The sequence below is a fragment of the Pseudomonas sp. UBA4617 genome (genome assembly GCF_002386445.1).
In the GTDB taxonomy this organism is placed as follows: Bacteria; Pseudomonadota; Gammaproteobacteria; order Pseudomonadales; family Pseudomonadaceae; genus Aquipseudomonas.
On sequence record NZ_DGIR01000025.1, the window covers coordinates 1 to 15,063 of the forward strand.

Genomic DNA, 15,063 nt, shown 5'->3' on the forward strand with positions numbered 1-15,063 from the left:
GGTGCTGAAGTTGGAGAGGGTCGGCCTGACCGACAACTTCTTCGAGCTGGGTGGTGATTCGATCGTATCCTTGCAACTGGTCAGCCGAGCGCGCAAGGCCGGGCTGGAGTTTACCCCCAGGGAGCTGTTCGAGCATCAGACCGTACAGCGCCTGGCCTTGGTCGCGCGGCAACACCGTAGCGCGCAGGATGGCGAGCCGCCTGCAGCGTCGGCAGCGGATGCGTTGGCGGCGCTGACCCAGGCACAACGGCAGCTACTGCCAGTCCCGGTGGAGCAGATCGCTGACCTCTATCCGCTTTCGCCAATGCAGCAGGGCATGCTGTTCCATACCCTGCAAGGGCCAGAAGCCGGCCTTTACATCAACCAGACCGCGGTCTCGGTGGCAGGGCTGGACATTGACCGCTTCGCCGATGCCTGGCGGCAGGTGATTGCCCGGCATGACATTCTGCGCACGGCATTCTGGTCCGACCCGCAACTGCACGAGCCGATGCAACTGGTACTGCGCGAAGTCGCCCTGCCGTTGCAGGTGCTCGATTGGCGGCAGCGAGACTGCGCGCCGGAGGCGCTCAAGGCATTGGCGGCAGAAGAAGCTGCCCGAGGCTTCCAGTTGACGAGTGCGCCGCTCATGCGCCTGACACTGGTGCGCCTGGAAGATGGGGACGTGCAGCTGATCTGGACGCGGCATCACATCCTGATGGACGGCTGGAGCGATTCGCGCCTGCTGGGCGAGGTGCTGCAGACCTATCACGGGCAGACGCCGGACCGCCCGGTGGTGCATTTCGGCAACTACATCCGCTGGCTTGGCGCGCAACCCCAGGAAAAACTCGAACGGTTCTGGAAGGCAACCCTCGGCGGCCTGGAAACCCCGACCTTGCTGGCTGGCACCGTAATGCCTCGCCCGGCGCCTGAGCTGGACGGCCATGCCGCGCTGTACCTGCGCTGGGACAGGCCCAGAACCCGACGCCTGCGTGAGCAGGCGCAAAGGCTGCGGGTGACCCCGAACACCCTGATCCAGGCGGCCTGGTTGCTGGTGTTGCAACGCTACACCGGGCAATCCACGGTGTGCTTCGGCGCGACGGTGGCAGGGCGTCCACCGAGCCTTGCGGGCGCCGATGAAATGCTGGGGTTGTTCATCAATACCTTGCCGGTGGTGCAGAGGCCCGAGCCGTGGCAACGGGTCGAGACGTGGTTGCAGCAGCTGCAGGCGTACAACGTCGAGATGCGCGACCATGAGCATGCAGCCCTTGCCAATGTCCAGCGCTGGGCCGGGCGCCCGGGCCAGGCGTTGTTCGACAGTATCGTCGTGTTCGAGAATTTCCCGGTCGATGAGCGCCTGGCGGAAAACAGTAGCGATTCCCTGCAGTTCGGTGATGTCAGTGCACGGGGCGTTACCAACTACGCCATGGACTTGTGCGTGGAGCTGGGCAACACCCTGGTGGTGGAGTTCATGTACCTGCGCAGCTGCTTCAGCGAGGCTGCCACCGAGGCATTGCGTGGCAGCTTCGAGCGTTTGTTGAATGCGCTGCTGGATGACCCGCAGGCTACGCTCGGTAGCCTGGACATGTTGACCCCGGCGCAGTTGCAACAGGCAGCCACGCGTAACCGCCTGGCCGGTAGCCCGCAGCGGCAGCCGCTGCTGGCCGAGCAGATTGCCCAGCATGCCATGGATTGCCCCGATGCCGTCGCGGTGGTCTGCGCAGGGCAGCAATTGACTTATCGCGAGCTGGAACAACAGGCCAATCGCCTGGCGCATCGGCTCATCGCCATGGGCGCGCGGCCAGAGGCCACCGTCGGCATCGCCCTGGAGCGTTCGGTCGATGTCATCGTGGCGTTCCTTGCCGTGATGAAGACCGGTGCGGCCTATGTCCCGCTGGACATCGATTACCCCCAGGAGCGCCTGCAATGGATCGTCGATGACGCAGGCATGCACGTGTTGATCACAACCCGCGAGCTCAGGCCGCGTTTCGCCCAGGTGCAGTGCTGTGTCGAGCTGGACACACAGGTACCCGACGGGTTGCCGCTGACGCCGCCGCAAGTGAACCTGCAGCGGGACAACCTGGCCTACCTCATCTATACCTCTGGCTCTACGGGCCAGCCCAAAGGGGTAGCGGTCAGCCACGAGCAGATTCGCATGCACTGCCAGGCAATTGCCTCGCTCTATGACATGGATCGAACCACCCGCGAACTGTTGTTCATGTCATTCGCCTTCGATGGTGCCCAGGAACGCTGGCTGTCGACCTTGTCATCCGGTGGTTGTCTGGTGGTGCGTGAAAACCGTCTGTGGACGGCAGAAGAAACCTGGCAGGTGTTGCACGAGCAGCGCATCGACATTGCCTGCTTCCCACCGGCCTACCTTCAGCAGCTGGCAGAATTCGCCGAAGGCCAGGACCGGGCCTCGCCCCCGGTGCGGGTGTACTGCTTTGGCGGGGACGCGGTACCCAATGCCCTGTTCGAGCAGGTCAAGCGCAGCTTGCGGCCGCAGTGGCTGACCAACGGCTATGGCCCGACCGAGACAGTGGTCACGCCGCTATTGTGGAAGGTCTCCCGCGAGCAGACATGCGAGGCGGTGTTCGCACCGATCGGCACGCGTGTCGGTGAGCGCACGCTGTACGTACTCGACCAGCATCTCAATCCGTTGCCTGACGGTGTCGCGGGCGAACTGTACATCGGCGGCGAAGGGGTGGCGCGCGGGTATCACCGGCGGCCATCCCTGACTGCCGAGCGTTTCGTCGCCGACCCCTCTGGCCACGGCTTGCGCCTGTATCGCACCGGTGACCGGGTGCGGCGCCGTAGCGATGGCGTGATCGACTTCATCGGGCGCATGGACAACCAGTTGAAGGTGCGCGGTTTCCGCATCGAGCCGGGCGAAATCGAAGCGCGCCTGCGTGACCTGAGCGAGGTGCGGGATGCCGTGGTGGTCGCACGCGAAACAGCCACAGGCAAACAGCTGATCGGCTACGTGGTTACCCGCGACAAGCACGGCTGCGCCCAGGCATTGCGTGAGGCCCTGGCTGCCGAATTGCCGGATTACATGGTGCCTGCGCAACTGGTGCTGATGCCGGCATTGCCGCTCACGCCAAACGGCAAGGTCGACCGCAAGGCGCTGCCTGCGCCTGAATTCGTTGGCCAGCGGGTGCAGGTTGCACCGCGCAATGCGATCGAGCGGGCGTTGGCGGACATCTGGCAGCAAGTGCTGGACGTGCCCAGCGTGGGGGTCGAAGACAACTTCTTCGAGCTGGGCGGCGATTCGCTGCGGGTGCTCAAGATGCTGTCCCAGGTCCGCGCCTGCGCGGCGTTGCCCATCGAACTGAAACTGCGCGATGTCATGGCCAGGCCGACCATCGCCGAGTTGTCTGGTTACGCCGACAACGAGGCCAGCCTGGATCCGCTGCTGCTGCTCAATAACCGTGTGGATGGGGCGACGCCGTTGTTCTGCCTGCACGCCGGCTTCGGTACGGTGTTCGACTACGAACCCTTGGCGCGCCGCCTGGACGGCCGCCGTGCGGTCTACGGCATTCAGTGTCGCATGCTGCTGGATCATGCCTGGGAGGATGATTCCCTTCAGGCAATGGCGATCGACTATGCCCAGTACATCCGCCAGAAACAGCCGCAGGGGCCTTACCAATTGCTCGGGTGGTCGCTTGGTGGCGCGCTTGCGGTGCTGGTGGCCCATGAACTGGAAAGCCAAGGGCAGCAGGTTTCGATGCTGAGCCTGGTGGACAGCTTTATCCCTCAGCCGGGCCAGGTGGCACCTGACGCTGATTGGCGTGACGATCTGCACGGCTTCCTGGGGGTGATGCTTGGCGCCGACAGACAGCGGCTGGTTGTGCCTGCGATAGCCGCCGATTGCGACAGCGACGGGTTGGCGCAGATCATCGACGCGGTGCGCACGACCCAGGCCGGGCAGTCAGCTTATGCCGAGATCGGCAGCGCGGAGCTGGCACACACTTTTGTCGTCGCGATGAAGCTCAAGGCACTGTCGCAGCAGATGGCCGCGTTGCCGGTTACTGTTGCAGAGGCTGTGTGCTGGTGGGCGGGTACCGGCAACTTCGCCGAGCGGCTTGCCGGGCCTGCCCGGCATGTCGCTGTAGATGCCGGGCATTACGACATTCTCAGGCATCCCGAAGTACTCGACGGTCTAACCGCTTTGCTGCAACGGCGGGACCTGGTCGGCGGCTGAAACTGGCCGCCCCGTTGCGGGGCGGCTGCCTGCATAAGGGCCCGTTGCCTACCCCTTGGGGTGGCAACGGGCTTTTTCATGACAGCGGCTCGTGCGGGAATGGGCAGGCAATGAAAAACGGCGCTCCCGTGTGGGAGGCGCCGTTGTGTCAGCCGGCTTGCGGCAAGTGTGGCGGGATTGTTGTCAGGTCAGAAGTCGTAGCGCAGGTTCAGCATGGTGTTGCGCGGGGCGCCGTAGTGGGCGTAGCTGCCAGCCATGCCTGCGTAGTATTTCTCATCGAACAGGTTGTTGACGTTGACGGTGGCCGACAGGTTGTCGTTGATCTGGTAGCGCGCCATCAGGCTGGCGACGGTATAGTCGTCCTGCGTGACCCGTGCACCCAGGCGGGCGTAGGTGAGCGACGAACTGGAGTTCCAGCTGGCACCGCCGCCAATGGTCAGCTTGTTCCAGTCACCCTGAAGACGGTAGGTGGTCCAGAGGCGGAAGGTGTCCATGGGCAATTGCGTGGTCAGGCGGTTGCCATCGGCGTCCTCGGTACGCGAGTGGCTATAGCCGGTCTGCAGGTTCCAGCCGGGCAATATCTCACCGGACAGTTCCAGGTCGATACCTTTGGTTTCCGCACCGTCGACAGCGCGGTAAGCCTGGGTCCGACCAGGTGTCAGATTATCGCCATCTTCTTCGGCAAGGTTGTCGCGCTGGATCAGATAGAGTGCCGCGTTGGCATTCAAGCGGCCATCATAGAATTCACCTTTCCAACCCAGCTCGTAGTTCTTGCCCACCACAGGTTCCAAGGTCTTGCCGGACACATCCTGGGCAGACTGCGGTTTGAAGATGTCGGTATAGCTGACGTAGACCGACTGCTCCGGGGTCAGGTCGTAGACGATCCCGGCATAGGGCGTGACCACGCCGTTCTCGCGCATCTTGGTGGTCGGGGCGCGGGCGGGCAGGATGCTGAGGTTATAGTCGTAGCTGTATTTCGACACCCGGGCGCCTAGGATGAAGTGCAGCTCGTCAGTGACGTTGAAGCGACCGGCCAGGTAGTAACCGCTCTGACGGATAGCGACGTTGTAATCCAGGAACGGGACGTAGCTGTCGTCCGCTGGCCGGGCCATCTGGTTGTCCCAGTTGTAATAATCGATGGTGGTAGACGGCGCATCGGCTTCGTCGTGCTGGTTCTCGTACTCCTGGAAGTTGTAGCCGACGATCAGCTCATGGCTTTGCCCGAGCAGTTCAAACGGGCCCTGGAGCGTCACATCGACGCCTTTCTGCGTCTGGGTCGCCTTGGCCTTGGCCGGGATGATCGGTATCGCACCGGTGGCCTGGTTGATATAGGCCACGTTGGTCGTGGTACGCAGGTAGGCGGAATCGGTATCGCGGTCGACGTCCATGTAGTTGGCGGCGATCTTGAACTGCCAGTCATTGGCCAGTGCCTGTTCCAGGCCGAAGGTGTAGTTGGTGGTTTCGATTTCGTCGTACATCCAGCGTGCGCCGGCGCTTTTCGAGCGGGAGAAATCGGTGGGTTGGCCATTGCTGAACAGCACCGGGACGCCCGGGGCACCATCGGCCCGGTACTTCTGATGGTCGATGCTGAAACGGCCGACGGTGGTGTCGGTCAGGTCTGCTTCGACCACCCCATAGACCAGGTCGCGTTTCTGGCTGTACCAGTCCATGAAGGTGTCGTTGTCTTGCTTGGCTGCAACGAAGCGGCCGCGAACGTTGCCGTTTTCCGTCAGCGGCCCGGAAACGTCCGCTTCGGCGCGGTAGTAGTCCCACGAGCCTAGCCCGGCCTGGATGTGCGACTTGAACTCGCGGGTTGGCCGCTTGCGGATCAGGTTCACCACGCCGCTCGGGTCACCCGCCCCGGTCATCAGGCCGGTGGCACCACGGATGATCTCGACATGATCGTAGAGCGCCATGTCCAGCAAGGTGCTGGGCATGTTGCGGGTCTGGTTTTCCTGGGTGGTGGTCACGCCATCGATCTGGTAGGTGTTGATCGCACTGCCACGCGAGTAGATGTTGAAACGCTCACCGCCGTCCTGGGACATGGTGATGCCTGGCGTCTGGTTGAGCACTTCGGTCATGGTCGCCAGGTGTTGGTCGTCCATGCGCTGGCGGGTGATCACGCTGATGGTCTGCGGCGTTTCGCGGATCGACAGGTTCATCTTGGTGGCGGTGTTGGTCACCCCGGTGGTGTACGACCCTGTACCTTCGGTAGTGGCCCCCAGGCCCGTACTATTGACGTTGGTCGCCGAAAGTTCGACCTGGCCGTCCTTTGCGCTTGAGCCTGCGGTGACGGTCACGGTGTTGCCGTCGATCTGGTAACGCAGCCCGCTGCCACCCAGCAGGATGCCCAGTGACGAAGCGAGGTCGTGTCGGCCATCGAGGGCCTTGGAACGCAAACCGCCGATGTCCTCCGGGCTGTACAGCAACTGGGTATCGGTCTGTCTGGCCAGCGTCTGCAATGCCGAGTTCATCGACTGCGCGGGAATGTCCAAGGTCCATTCCTGCGCCTGCACCTGGGCGGCCATGGCGGTGGACATGGCCAGGCCCAGGCCGACGCGTGTCAACGCACCCCGGGAACGAAACGAGTGACGGATCAGTAACGCTTTGGCAAGCGGGTCGAGCGGGCCGGGCAAGGTCTTGGACATCTATTGCGGTCTCGTTGGCAGAGGGGTTTTATCTATGTCAGCAATAGGACGCAGCACCTGGCAAAAACCGGAACGATTCTTATTGGCGATCTTTTCAGGCGCTGCTGCGCCAACCGCGTCACAACTTCACAAATCGCGTGCTACGCGAAAACCGAGGAAGTCGCCGCGGGTGGTCTTGAGGCGGTCATTGCGGTTGGCCGAGCGGGAGAAGATCGGCGGCTCGCCCCAGTCGTTGCCGCGCATGTGCGCGCGGATGCACTTGGGGTCCTGAACCCAGGCGCTGCCGTCGGCGGGGGCGCCTTCGTAGCTGTCGTGGTAACAGTCGGCGACCCATTCGTAGACATTGCCGTGCATGTCGTACAGGCCGAAGGCATTGGCCGGGTAGCTGCCCACCGGAGCGGTATAGGTGTAACCGTCCTTGGGGCCATAGGTATTGGCGTGCTTGCTGATCTCGTACTTGCCCGGTTCGTCGAAGGGGAACGGGAACGGGCCGGTAGAGCCGGCGCGGGCGGCGTATTCACGTTCGGCTTCGCTGACCATGCGGTACGCTTGGCCGGTGGTTTTCGCCAGCCAGCGGGCGTAGCCCTGCACTTCGTCGTAGTCCACGCATACCGCCGGTTGGCGTGGGCCTTGCGGGTAGCTGGGTTTGCTGGCTTCGCACCAGCGGCCGGGGCGGTCGTCGCCGCTCTTGATCGCGATGCCGGTGGCCTTGATGTAGGCGTCCAGTTCGCCGGCGGTAACCTGGTAGCGGCTCATGGCGAAGGGTTTGGCAAAGGTCACGGTATGCAGCGGCCCCTCGTCGGGCTGGCGACCGACTTCGTCGTCGGGGGCGCCCATCAGGTAGCTGCCGGCGGGCAGCACGACCATTTCCGGGCAGTCCTTGCAGTCTTTGAACACGTCGCCGGGTGTGGCGGCGTGGGCATGGGCGCTGACCAGCAGCAGGCAGGTGATCTGGGCTGGCCGGCAGAGCCAGGTGGAGACGTTCATCGGCGGTCCTCGGAACGGGTGAATGCGGGCTGCGTTTCGCATTCAGACGAGCCGGGGCGGTGAAAAATTAACCAGTGTCGCTCCTGCAACGGGATCGTGGGCGGCGGGGTAGTTGCCAGCCAGGAGACGCCGGGCTATAGTCCAGCCCATTGTCCTCTTCCCGAAGACCCGCTCATGCCAGCCAGCCCTGCCACCACCTGCTTTGCCATCGCGCCAGTCGCGGGCATGGTCGTGCGTGGCAGCCAGCAGCCGGTCATGAACAGTCTCTATCCACCACCACCTGTCAGTGGCGTCGTGGGCGGCGTAGCTCCGCCTCGCTGCGTGGTCGTGCTGGGCTGATCGGCTTCTGGCCGCAGCCCTTCGCACACGCAACCTACTGAACACGGTCGGCGACTTCCCACGCTGAAGCGTTCGTCGTCCGTCTGGCTTATTTGCCTTATATCAGGTGGCAATCCATGTCTGTCTTTAGCAAAACCTCGGTGGCCTCGGCGGCCACCACCTGCCTGTTCGTCCTGCTGTGGAGCAGCGGGGCGATCGTTTCCAAGCTGGGCCTGGCGCAGGCCAGCCCGTTCGCCTTCCTGCTGCTGCGCTCGGCGCTGGCCCTGGCCGGCGTGCTGCTGATCGGGCCGCTGCTGCGGCTGCGCTGGCCGCGCAGTCGCGGTGCCGTGCTGCGGGCCCTGGGCACCGGCTGCGTGCTGCTCGGCGCCTACCAGATCTTCTACCTGCTGGCGCTCGATACCCAGGTCACCCCGGGCATCATGGCCACGGTGATGGGGGTACAACCGATCCTGACCGTGGTGCTGATGGAGCGCCAGCGCTCGTGGAGCCGTCTGTTCGGCCTGGGGTTGGGGCTGGCGGGCCTGGTCATGGTGGTCTACCAGGGCATCAACCTGGGTGGGGTATCGCTGGCCGGTATGCTATTCGCCCTGCTGGCGCTGGCCTGCATGACCTTCGGCTCGATCCTGCAGAAGCGCATCACCGACAACCCGATGGGCACCCTGCCGCTGCAGTACCTGGCCGGCTTTGCCATGTGCGCACTGTTCGCGCCGCTACAGCCATTGCATGTGCAGTGGAGCGCCGGTTTCGTCGGTGCGCTGCTGTGGATGGGCCTGGTGGTCTCGCTGCTGGCGACCTTGTTGCTGTACCGGCTGATTGCCAAGGGCAACCTGGTCAATGTCACCAGCCTGTTCTACCTGGTGCCGGCCGTGACCGCGGTGATGGACCTGCTGATCTTCGGCAACCGCCTGGCACCGCTTGGCTTGCTGGGCATGGGGCTGATCGTGGTGGGCCTGCTGTTCGTGTTTCGCAAGCCTGCCGCGCGCCTGGCCGAGGCCTAGGCCCTAGCGGAATTCTTCGGCGATGGCGTGGCGCAGCACGCCCTCCTCGAAGTCCAGCAGGCCGGCGTCGCGCTGGGTGAGCAGGTAGTAGAGCAGGGTATCGAGCGAACGCTGTGGTGGGACCTCGAGCGCCAGCATCTTCACCGCCTGCTCGGTCTCGCAGTTGCAGCCGAAGTCTTGCAGTGCCGCGCGTACCTGGTCCAGGGTTTCCGGGGGCCTGACGATAACCCGGAACACCGAACTGCCGCCGCTGTGGCGCAGTTCGGCAAACCAGGTTTCGCCGGCTTCTTCACGGGTGGCGATCACGTCGCCCGGGGCAATGCCGTAGACGTGGAAGGGAATGTTGTCGACGGCATAGCCACCTTCCACGGCCTTGGCCCATAGCCCCTCGACCGAGGCCGGTGGGTAGCCGTTGGCGTCCTGTTCCAGGCGGAACAGGACCTTCTTGTATGCGCTGTTCACGGTCTGCTCCGCTTCACCTGCGCGTCGGGCGCAGTACCAGCCACAACGCTGCACCGATCAGCAGGCCGCCGTACAGGTGCGCCATCGACAGCGGTTCGTCCAGCAGCCACGCCCCCCACAAGACGCCGAACACGGGAATCAGGAAGGTCACGGTGCTGGCCTTGACCGGACCGATTTCTTCCAGCAGGCGGAAGTACAGGATGTAGGCGAATGCCGTACACAGCAAGCCCAGGCCCAGCAGCGACAGCCACACCTGCCAGCCGCCCCAGCTGGCCGGGGGCTGGCTGAGTGCGCTCCAGGCGAACAGCGGGCTGAGCATCAGGGTGGCGCCGAGCATGCTGCCCAGGGCCGACAGGCGGCTGTCCAGGCCGTTGACCCAGCGGCGAGCGAGAAAACCGGCAAAGCCGTAGCAGGTGGTGGCTGCCAGGCATGCCAGGGCGCCCTGCAGCAAGGCCAGGTCGAGGGCCACCGGGCCTGCGCCGCTGAGGATGCCGACGCCGAACAGGCCGAGGAAGATGCCGCACAGCTTGGCCAGGGTCATCGGCTCGCGGAAGAACAGCGTGCCGACCAGCACGCCCATCAGCGGCGTGGTGGCGTTGAAGATGGCCGAATAGCCGGCCGGTAACACCTGGGCGGCCACGGAATAGAAGGTGGCCGGAATGCCGGAGTTGATCATGCCCAGCACCAGGCAGGCGCCAAGCTTGCCCTGGAAATCCCAGCGCACCCGGGCGGCGGCGAGCAGCGCGACCAGACCCAGGCAGGCGATGGACACGCGAAAAAACGCGGTCGGCACCGTGCCAAGCTCCGGGGCGATGATGCGCATGAACAGGAAACTCGCCCCCCAGACGGCGGCAAGGGTCAGCAGGCGGGCTAGGGCGATGGGGCTCACGACGGTCTCCGGGGGCAGGGCAGGGCGCGAGTGTACGCCACGGGGCGGGGGGATTCTTGTGCTTTCTTGCGGTGTAAACCTTGGCTGGCCGACTAAGCTCTCTATCTCATCCCGCATCGAGGCCTCCGACATGCCCCAACCCTGGCCCGCCGTCGCAATCGCCCGGATGATCCTCGCCGGTTTCGACGACTACCGCGACCACTTCCGACGCATCACCCTTGGCGCCCGCAAGCGCTTCGAGCAGGCGCTGTGGCAGGAAATCCAGCGTGCCGCTGCTGCCCGCATCAACCTCTACGAAGAAAAGGTCGCCGAGGTCAATGGCTGGCTGCGAGAAGGGTTTGCTCAGGAGGTGCTGCTGGACGTGGCGCAATGGCCGCTGGTGAAGGACGCCTATATCCACCTGATCGACCCGCGCCTGGACGACGAGCTGGCCGAGACCTGGTACAACTCGCTGTTCTGCAGCCTGTTCAGCCACGACCTGATCAGCGACGGCTGCATGTTCATCCACACCACCCGGCCCTCGATGCGCGGTCGCGAACGTGCTGCGCAAACCCGCACCTATCGGCCTGACGATGGTTTGAAAGGCTTGCTGCGGGCGGTATTTGCCGCTTACCCGTTCGATGTGCCGTATGGCGACCTGGAGGGCGACCTGGCGCGCCTGGAGGAGCAGTTGCGCGACTGCCTGCCGGACTGGGTATGCAAGGACCCGGCCCTGGCCCTGGAGCTGTTCGTGCCAGTGCTGTACCGCAACAAGGGGGCATACCTGGTCGGCCGGTTATACAACAGCGACGAGCAGTGGCCGCTGGTGATTCCGCTGCTGCACCGCGAAGGGCACGGCATCGAGGCCGATGCGCTGATCACCGATGAGGCCGAGGTGTCGATCATCTTTTCCTTCACCCGCTCGTACTTCATGGTCGATGTGCCGGTGCCGGCGGAGTTCGTCAACTTCCTCAAGCGCATTCTGCCGGGCAAGCACACTGCCGAGCTGTACACCTCGATCGGGTTCTACAAGCACGGCAAGTCGGAGTTCTACCGGGCGCTGATCAACCACCTGGCCAGCAGCGACGACCGTTTCGTCATGGCCCCCGGGGTACGGGGCATGGTCATGAGCGTGTTCACCCTGCCGGGCTTCAACACCGTGTTCAAGATCATCAAGGACCGTTTTTCGCCATCGAAGACGGTCGATCGCGCCACGGTGATCGACAAGTACCGGTTGGTGAAAAGTGTCGACCGGGTGGGGCGTATGGCCGATACCCAGGAGTTCGCCGATTTTCGCTTCCCGCGCAGCAAGTTCGAGCCGGAGTGCCTGGCCGAGCTGCTGGAAGTGGCCCCCTCGACCGTGGCGCTGGAAGGCGACACGGTGCTGATTCGCCACTGCTGGACCGAGCGGCGCATGACGCCGCTGAATCTGTACCTGGAGCAGGCCAGCGAGGCCCAGGTGCTGGAGGCGCTGGAGGATTACGGCCTGGCCATCAAGCAACTGGCGGCGGCGAATATCTTCCCTGGCGACATGCTGCTGAAGAACTTCGGTGTTACCCGGCATGGCCGGGTGGTGTTCTACGACTATGACGAAATCAGCTTTCTGACCGAGGTGAATTTCCGCCAGATTCCGCCGCCGCGTTATCCGGAAGACGAGATGTCGGGCGAACCGTGGTATTCGATCGGGCCGCACGATGTATTCCCCGAAGAGTTTCCGCCGTTTCTGTTTGCCGATATCGGCCAGCGCCGGTTGTTCAGCCGCTTGCATGGGGAACTGTACGACGCGGATTACTGGAAGGGGCTGCAGGCGGCGATACGCGACGGCAAGGTGATCGATGTGTTTCCGTATCGGCGCAAGGGGCGGTGACTGTGCTTCATCAGGCCCGGCCTCTTCGCGGGTACGGCACAGGATTCGAAACCAGTGAGGTCCCTGTGGGAGCGGGTTTACCCGCGAAGAGGCCGGGCCTGCTTTTCACCGTCACCCCTTCAAGCACTTCAACTCAGTGAACTTCGTGCGCACCTGGCCCAGCCGCTCCAGCAGGAACCGCCGCTGCTGCGGGGTACTCTGTTGCACCAGGTCCACCAGCAGGCTACGGGCCTGCCGCTCGGTATTCTGAAATGCTGCGCGATACTCTGGCGTCCACAAGCTTTCCTTGCGTTGCAGCAAGGTTGCCAGGCGCGGTTCGAAGCTGGCGTCGTTACGCTGGTTCATTGCCAGCAGCAATTGCTGCTGCCAGTGCGCGCGGTTGGCGATCCATGCGCGGTTCTGGTCGCCCAGCGCCTCGGACCAGGCCTGCACGCGTTGCTTTTGCACCGGGGTCAGCTCGCCAAACCAGGGCGTGAGGCGTTTTTCCATGCGTTCGGCACGGCGCGCAATCTGTTTCGACAGCGGCGTATCGACATACTGTTTCTGCCGTTCGGCGATGTCGTCGCGGAAGGCTTCGCGCATTTCCGCCACCTGGGCATCACTCATGCCGCGCAGCAGTTCAGTGGCCGACGGGGTGATTTCCTCGGCCACCCGGCCAATCGCCTCGCGCGCTTCGCGGGTGCGTTGCTGCAGGGCCTGGTCAGTCACCTGGTCGTCGGCCACCATGTCGCGTATCCGGTCCAGCCAGTCGAGGTAGCCGGGCAACTGGGTCTGGCAATGCCAGGCCAGATGTTCACGCAGGCGTTCGTCGAGCATGGCCTTCTGCTCGCGGTTCATGTCCAGGTAGTCGTCCAGCGACCATGGCACCAGGCGGTCGAGGTTGCGGTAGGCCAGGTCGATGCGGCTGCAGGCGGCCACGGCCATGACGAAACCGATGGCGATGAGCAGGGCTCTGGACAGGCGTAGCGGCATGGGCTGTTCCTTGCTGAGGCTTGCCAGACGGTAGACGCAAGGGGCCGGCTGACGGTTCCACTGCATCAGCGGTCGGGCGGCACGCTGGCTTCAGGTGTAGAATAGCCGCCTTGTCTTGAGGATCATCGGAAATGGCTCTGCTTGGGCGTTACAACAGTTTGCAAATCGTGAAACACGTGGACTTCGGCCTGTACCTGGATGGCGGTGCCGACGGCGAGATCCTGCTGCCCGCGCGCTACATCCCGAAAAACGCCGAAACCGAAGTCGATGACTGGCTGAACGTGTTCATCTACCTGGACAGCGAAGACCAGCTGATCGCCACCACCGAAAAGCCCAAGGTGCAGGTCGGCGAATTCGCCAGCCTCAAGGTCAAGGACATCAACGGGGCCGGCATCTTCCTCGACTGGGGCCTGTCCAAGGACCTGCTGATGCCGTATTCGGAAGAGGCGCGGCCGTTGAAGGTCGGCGATTACTGCGTGGTTCACGTCTACCTCGACAAGCGCACCCGCCGCATCACCGCCACCTCGCGCCTGGACCGCTACCTCGACCGCACCCCGGCGGACTACCAGGTCGGCCAGCCGGTCGAGCTGCTGGTGGCCGGCGAAACGCCGATGGGCTTCAAGGCGATCATCAACAACCGCCACTGGGGCCTGATCCACAAGAACGAGGTGTTCAAGTTCCTGCGTGCGGGCATGCACGAAAAGGGTTTCATCAAGGAAGTGCGTCACGACGGCAAGATCGCCCTCAGCCTGCAACCGGTGGGCGCGGCCCTGGCCGACAACCTGCAGGAGCAGATCATGGCGCGCCTGGAGGCCGAAGGCGGGGTGCTGGGGGTATGTGACAAGAGCGACCCGGCGCTGATCAGCAAGCTGTTCAATGTCAGCAAGGGCAACTTCAAGAAGGCCATTGGCGGCCTGTTCAAGCAGGGCCGTATCGTCATCCATGACGATCGGATCGAGAAGGCCTGATCAGGCCTGCACGAAGGTACGGAAGTCCAGCTGCTCGCCACCCGGGCGGGTGTCGCGCAGCAGCGAATCGCGGTCGGCACTGAGCGCCAGGCTGATGGTCGAGCGGCGCTTGCCAGGGTTGCGCACTTCCATCTGCTCCTGGTGGGCGCGCAAGAAGCTGGTCGGCACCTTCAGGTGCTGCAGCTCGTCGCTTTCCGGGGTGTGCAGCAGCAGGTTGACCCAGTCGGGCTGGCCCTTGCGCAGCAGCGCCACCGGCACCTCGAACCACCACAGGTTGCGCTTGCGGTCGAGAATGGCGAACAGGGTATTGGCGCTGGTCAGCACCGGCCGGGCCAGTGCTTGGTTGCGCCTGGCGATGGCGGCGGGTTTATCGAGTTTCATGCAGGTTCCTGCGGGTTGACGCTATGAAGGCCTGCATTGTGAGGGGTGGCACCGGGCGCGGCAAGGTTTGCCGTCCGCCAGCCTGCCATGATGCCGCTTGGCTCATAGGTGGATGATCCGGTGAAACTCCTGGCGAAGGGCCAAGGTCCACCGACTGTCGACACGGTCCACGTGTCTCCAGTTACAGGAGTTTTTGCCATGAGCGGAACCAAAGACAAAGCAAAGGGGTTGGCCAACGAAGCGATCGGTAACGTCAAGCAGGGGGTTGGCAAAGCCACCAACAATGACAGGCTGCGGGCCGAGGGCGAGGCGCAGGAACTGAAAGGTGAGGGCCAACAGATCAAGGGCAATGTGAAGGATGCGGTGAAAAAGCCTTGATGTGAAATTCGAAGC

General features: G+C 63.8%; 12 protein-coding genes. 6 read left to right on the forward strand and 6 right to left on the reverse strand.

Annotated features, from left to right (window positions below; all coding sequences use genetic code 11):
• The coding region (locus B4L76_RS10600; protein WP_296232327.1) for an amino acid adenylation domain-containing protein at window positions 1–4,180 on the forward strand (4,180 nt) is incomplete at its 5' end.
• A gap of 188 nt (window positions 4,181–4,368) precedes the next feature.
• On the opposite strand, the gene B4L76_RS10605 is transcribed toward B4L76_RS10600, so the two are convergent.
• Together B4L76_RS10605 and B4L76_RS10610 are read right to left on the reverse strand one after the other, a co-directional pair.
• A complete protein-coding gene (locus B4L76_RS10605) occupies window positions 4,369–6,828 on the reverse strand; it encodes a TonB-dependent siderophore receptor (RefSeq protein WP_296232329.1) in 2,460 nt (819 codons plus the stop codon).
• A 126-nt stretch (window positions 6,829–6,954) separates the two neighbouring features.
• Entirely contained in the window at window positions 6,955–7,815 is an 861-nt protein-coding gene (locus B4L76_RS10610; protein WP_296232330.1) for a formylglycine-generating enzyme family protein, read from the reverse strand.
• Between the two features lie 174 nt (window positions 7,816–7,989).
• Between B4L76_RS10610 and B4L76_RS10615 the strand changes: the two genes are divergently transcribed.
• Together B4L76_RS10615 and B4L76_RS10620 are read left to right on the forward strand one after the other, a co-directional pair.
• Window positions 7,990–8,154 carry a hypothetical protein gene (locus tag B4L76_RS10615; RefSeq protein ID WP_296232331.1) on the forward strand — a complete coding sequence of 55 codons (165 nt, stop codon included), beginning with the start codon at window positions 7,990–7,992 and terminating at the stop codon, window positions 8,152–8,154.
• A 116-nt stretch (window positions 8,155–8,270) separates the two neighbouring features.
• Entirely contained in the window at window positions 8,271–9,152 is an 882-nt protein-coding gene (locus tag B4L76_RS10620) for a DMT family transporter (protein WP_296232332.1), read from the forward strand.
• 3 nt (window positions 9,153–9,155) lie between these two features.
• Here the strand turns inward: B4L76_RS10620 and B4L76_RS10625 are convergent, their stop codons facing one another.
• Window positions 9,156–9,614, reverse strand: coding sequence for a DUF4265 domain-containing protein (locus B4L76_RS10625; protein ID WP_296232335.1), 459 nt, complete (start codon window positions 9,612–9,614; stop codon window positions 9,156–9,158).
• A gap of 13 nt (window positions 9,615–9,627) precedes the next feature.
• Complete coding sequence (locus tag B4L76_RS10630) at window positions 9,628–10,503, reverse strand: DMT family transporter (protein ID WP_296232337.1); 876 nt, start codon at window positions 10,501–10,503, stop codon at window positions 9,628–9,630.
• 130 nt (window positions 10,504–10,633) lie between these two features.
• Here B4L76_RS10630 and aceK point away from each other — a divergent pair, with 130 nt between their 5' ends.
• The gene (aceK, locus tag B4L76_RS10635) at window positions 10,634–12,349 is read left to right on the forward strand and encodes a bifunctional isocitrate dehydrogenase kinase/phosphatase (protein WP_296232340.1); all 1,716 of its coding nucleotides are present in this window, start codon (window positions 10,634–10,636) and stop codon (window positions 12,347–12,349) included.
• Window positions 12,350–12,460: 111 nt separating this feature from the next.
• Here the strand turns inward: aceK and B4L76_RS10640 are convergent, their stop codons facing one another.
• On the reverse strand, window positions 12,461–13,321 hold the full coding sequence (locus B4L76_RS10640; RefSeq protein ID WP_296232342.1) for a DUF6279 family lipoprotein: 861 nt from the start codon (window positions 13,319–13,321) through the stop codon (window positions 12,461–12,463).
• Between the two features lie 131 nt (window positions 13,322–13,452).
• Between B4L76_RS10640 and B4L76_RS10645 the strand changes: the two genes are divergently transcribed.
• Complete coding sequence (locus B4L76_RS10645) at window positions 13,453–14,289, forward strand: CvfB family protein (RefSeq protein ID WP_296232344.1); 837 nt, start codon at window positions 13,453–13,455, stop codon at window positions 14,287–14,289.
• Here the strand turns inward: B4L76_RS10645 and B4L76_RS10650 are convergent, their stop codons facing one another.
• The gene (locus B4L76_RS10650) at window positions 14,290–14,670 is read right to left on the reverse strand and encodes a hypothetical protein (RefSeq protein WP_296232346.1); all 381 of its coding nucleotides are present in this window, start codon (window positions 14,668–14,670) and stop codon (window positions 14,290–14,292) included.
• Between the two features lie 198 nt (window positions 14,671–14,868).
• Between B4L76_RS10650 and B4L76_RS10655 the strand changes: the two genes are divergently transcribed.
• A complete protein-coding gene (locus tag B4L76_RS10655; protein ID WP_296232348.1) occupies window positions 14,869–15,048 on the forward strand; it encodes a CsbD family protein in 180 nt (59 codons plus the stop codon).
• Window positions 15,049–15,063 lie beyond the last annotated feature (15 nt).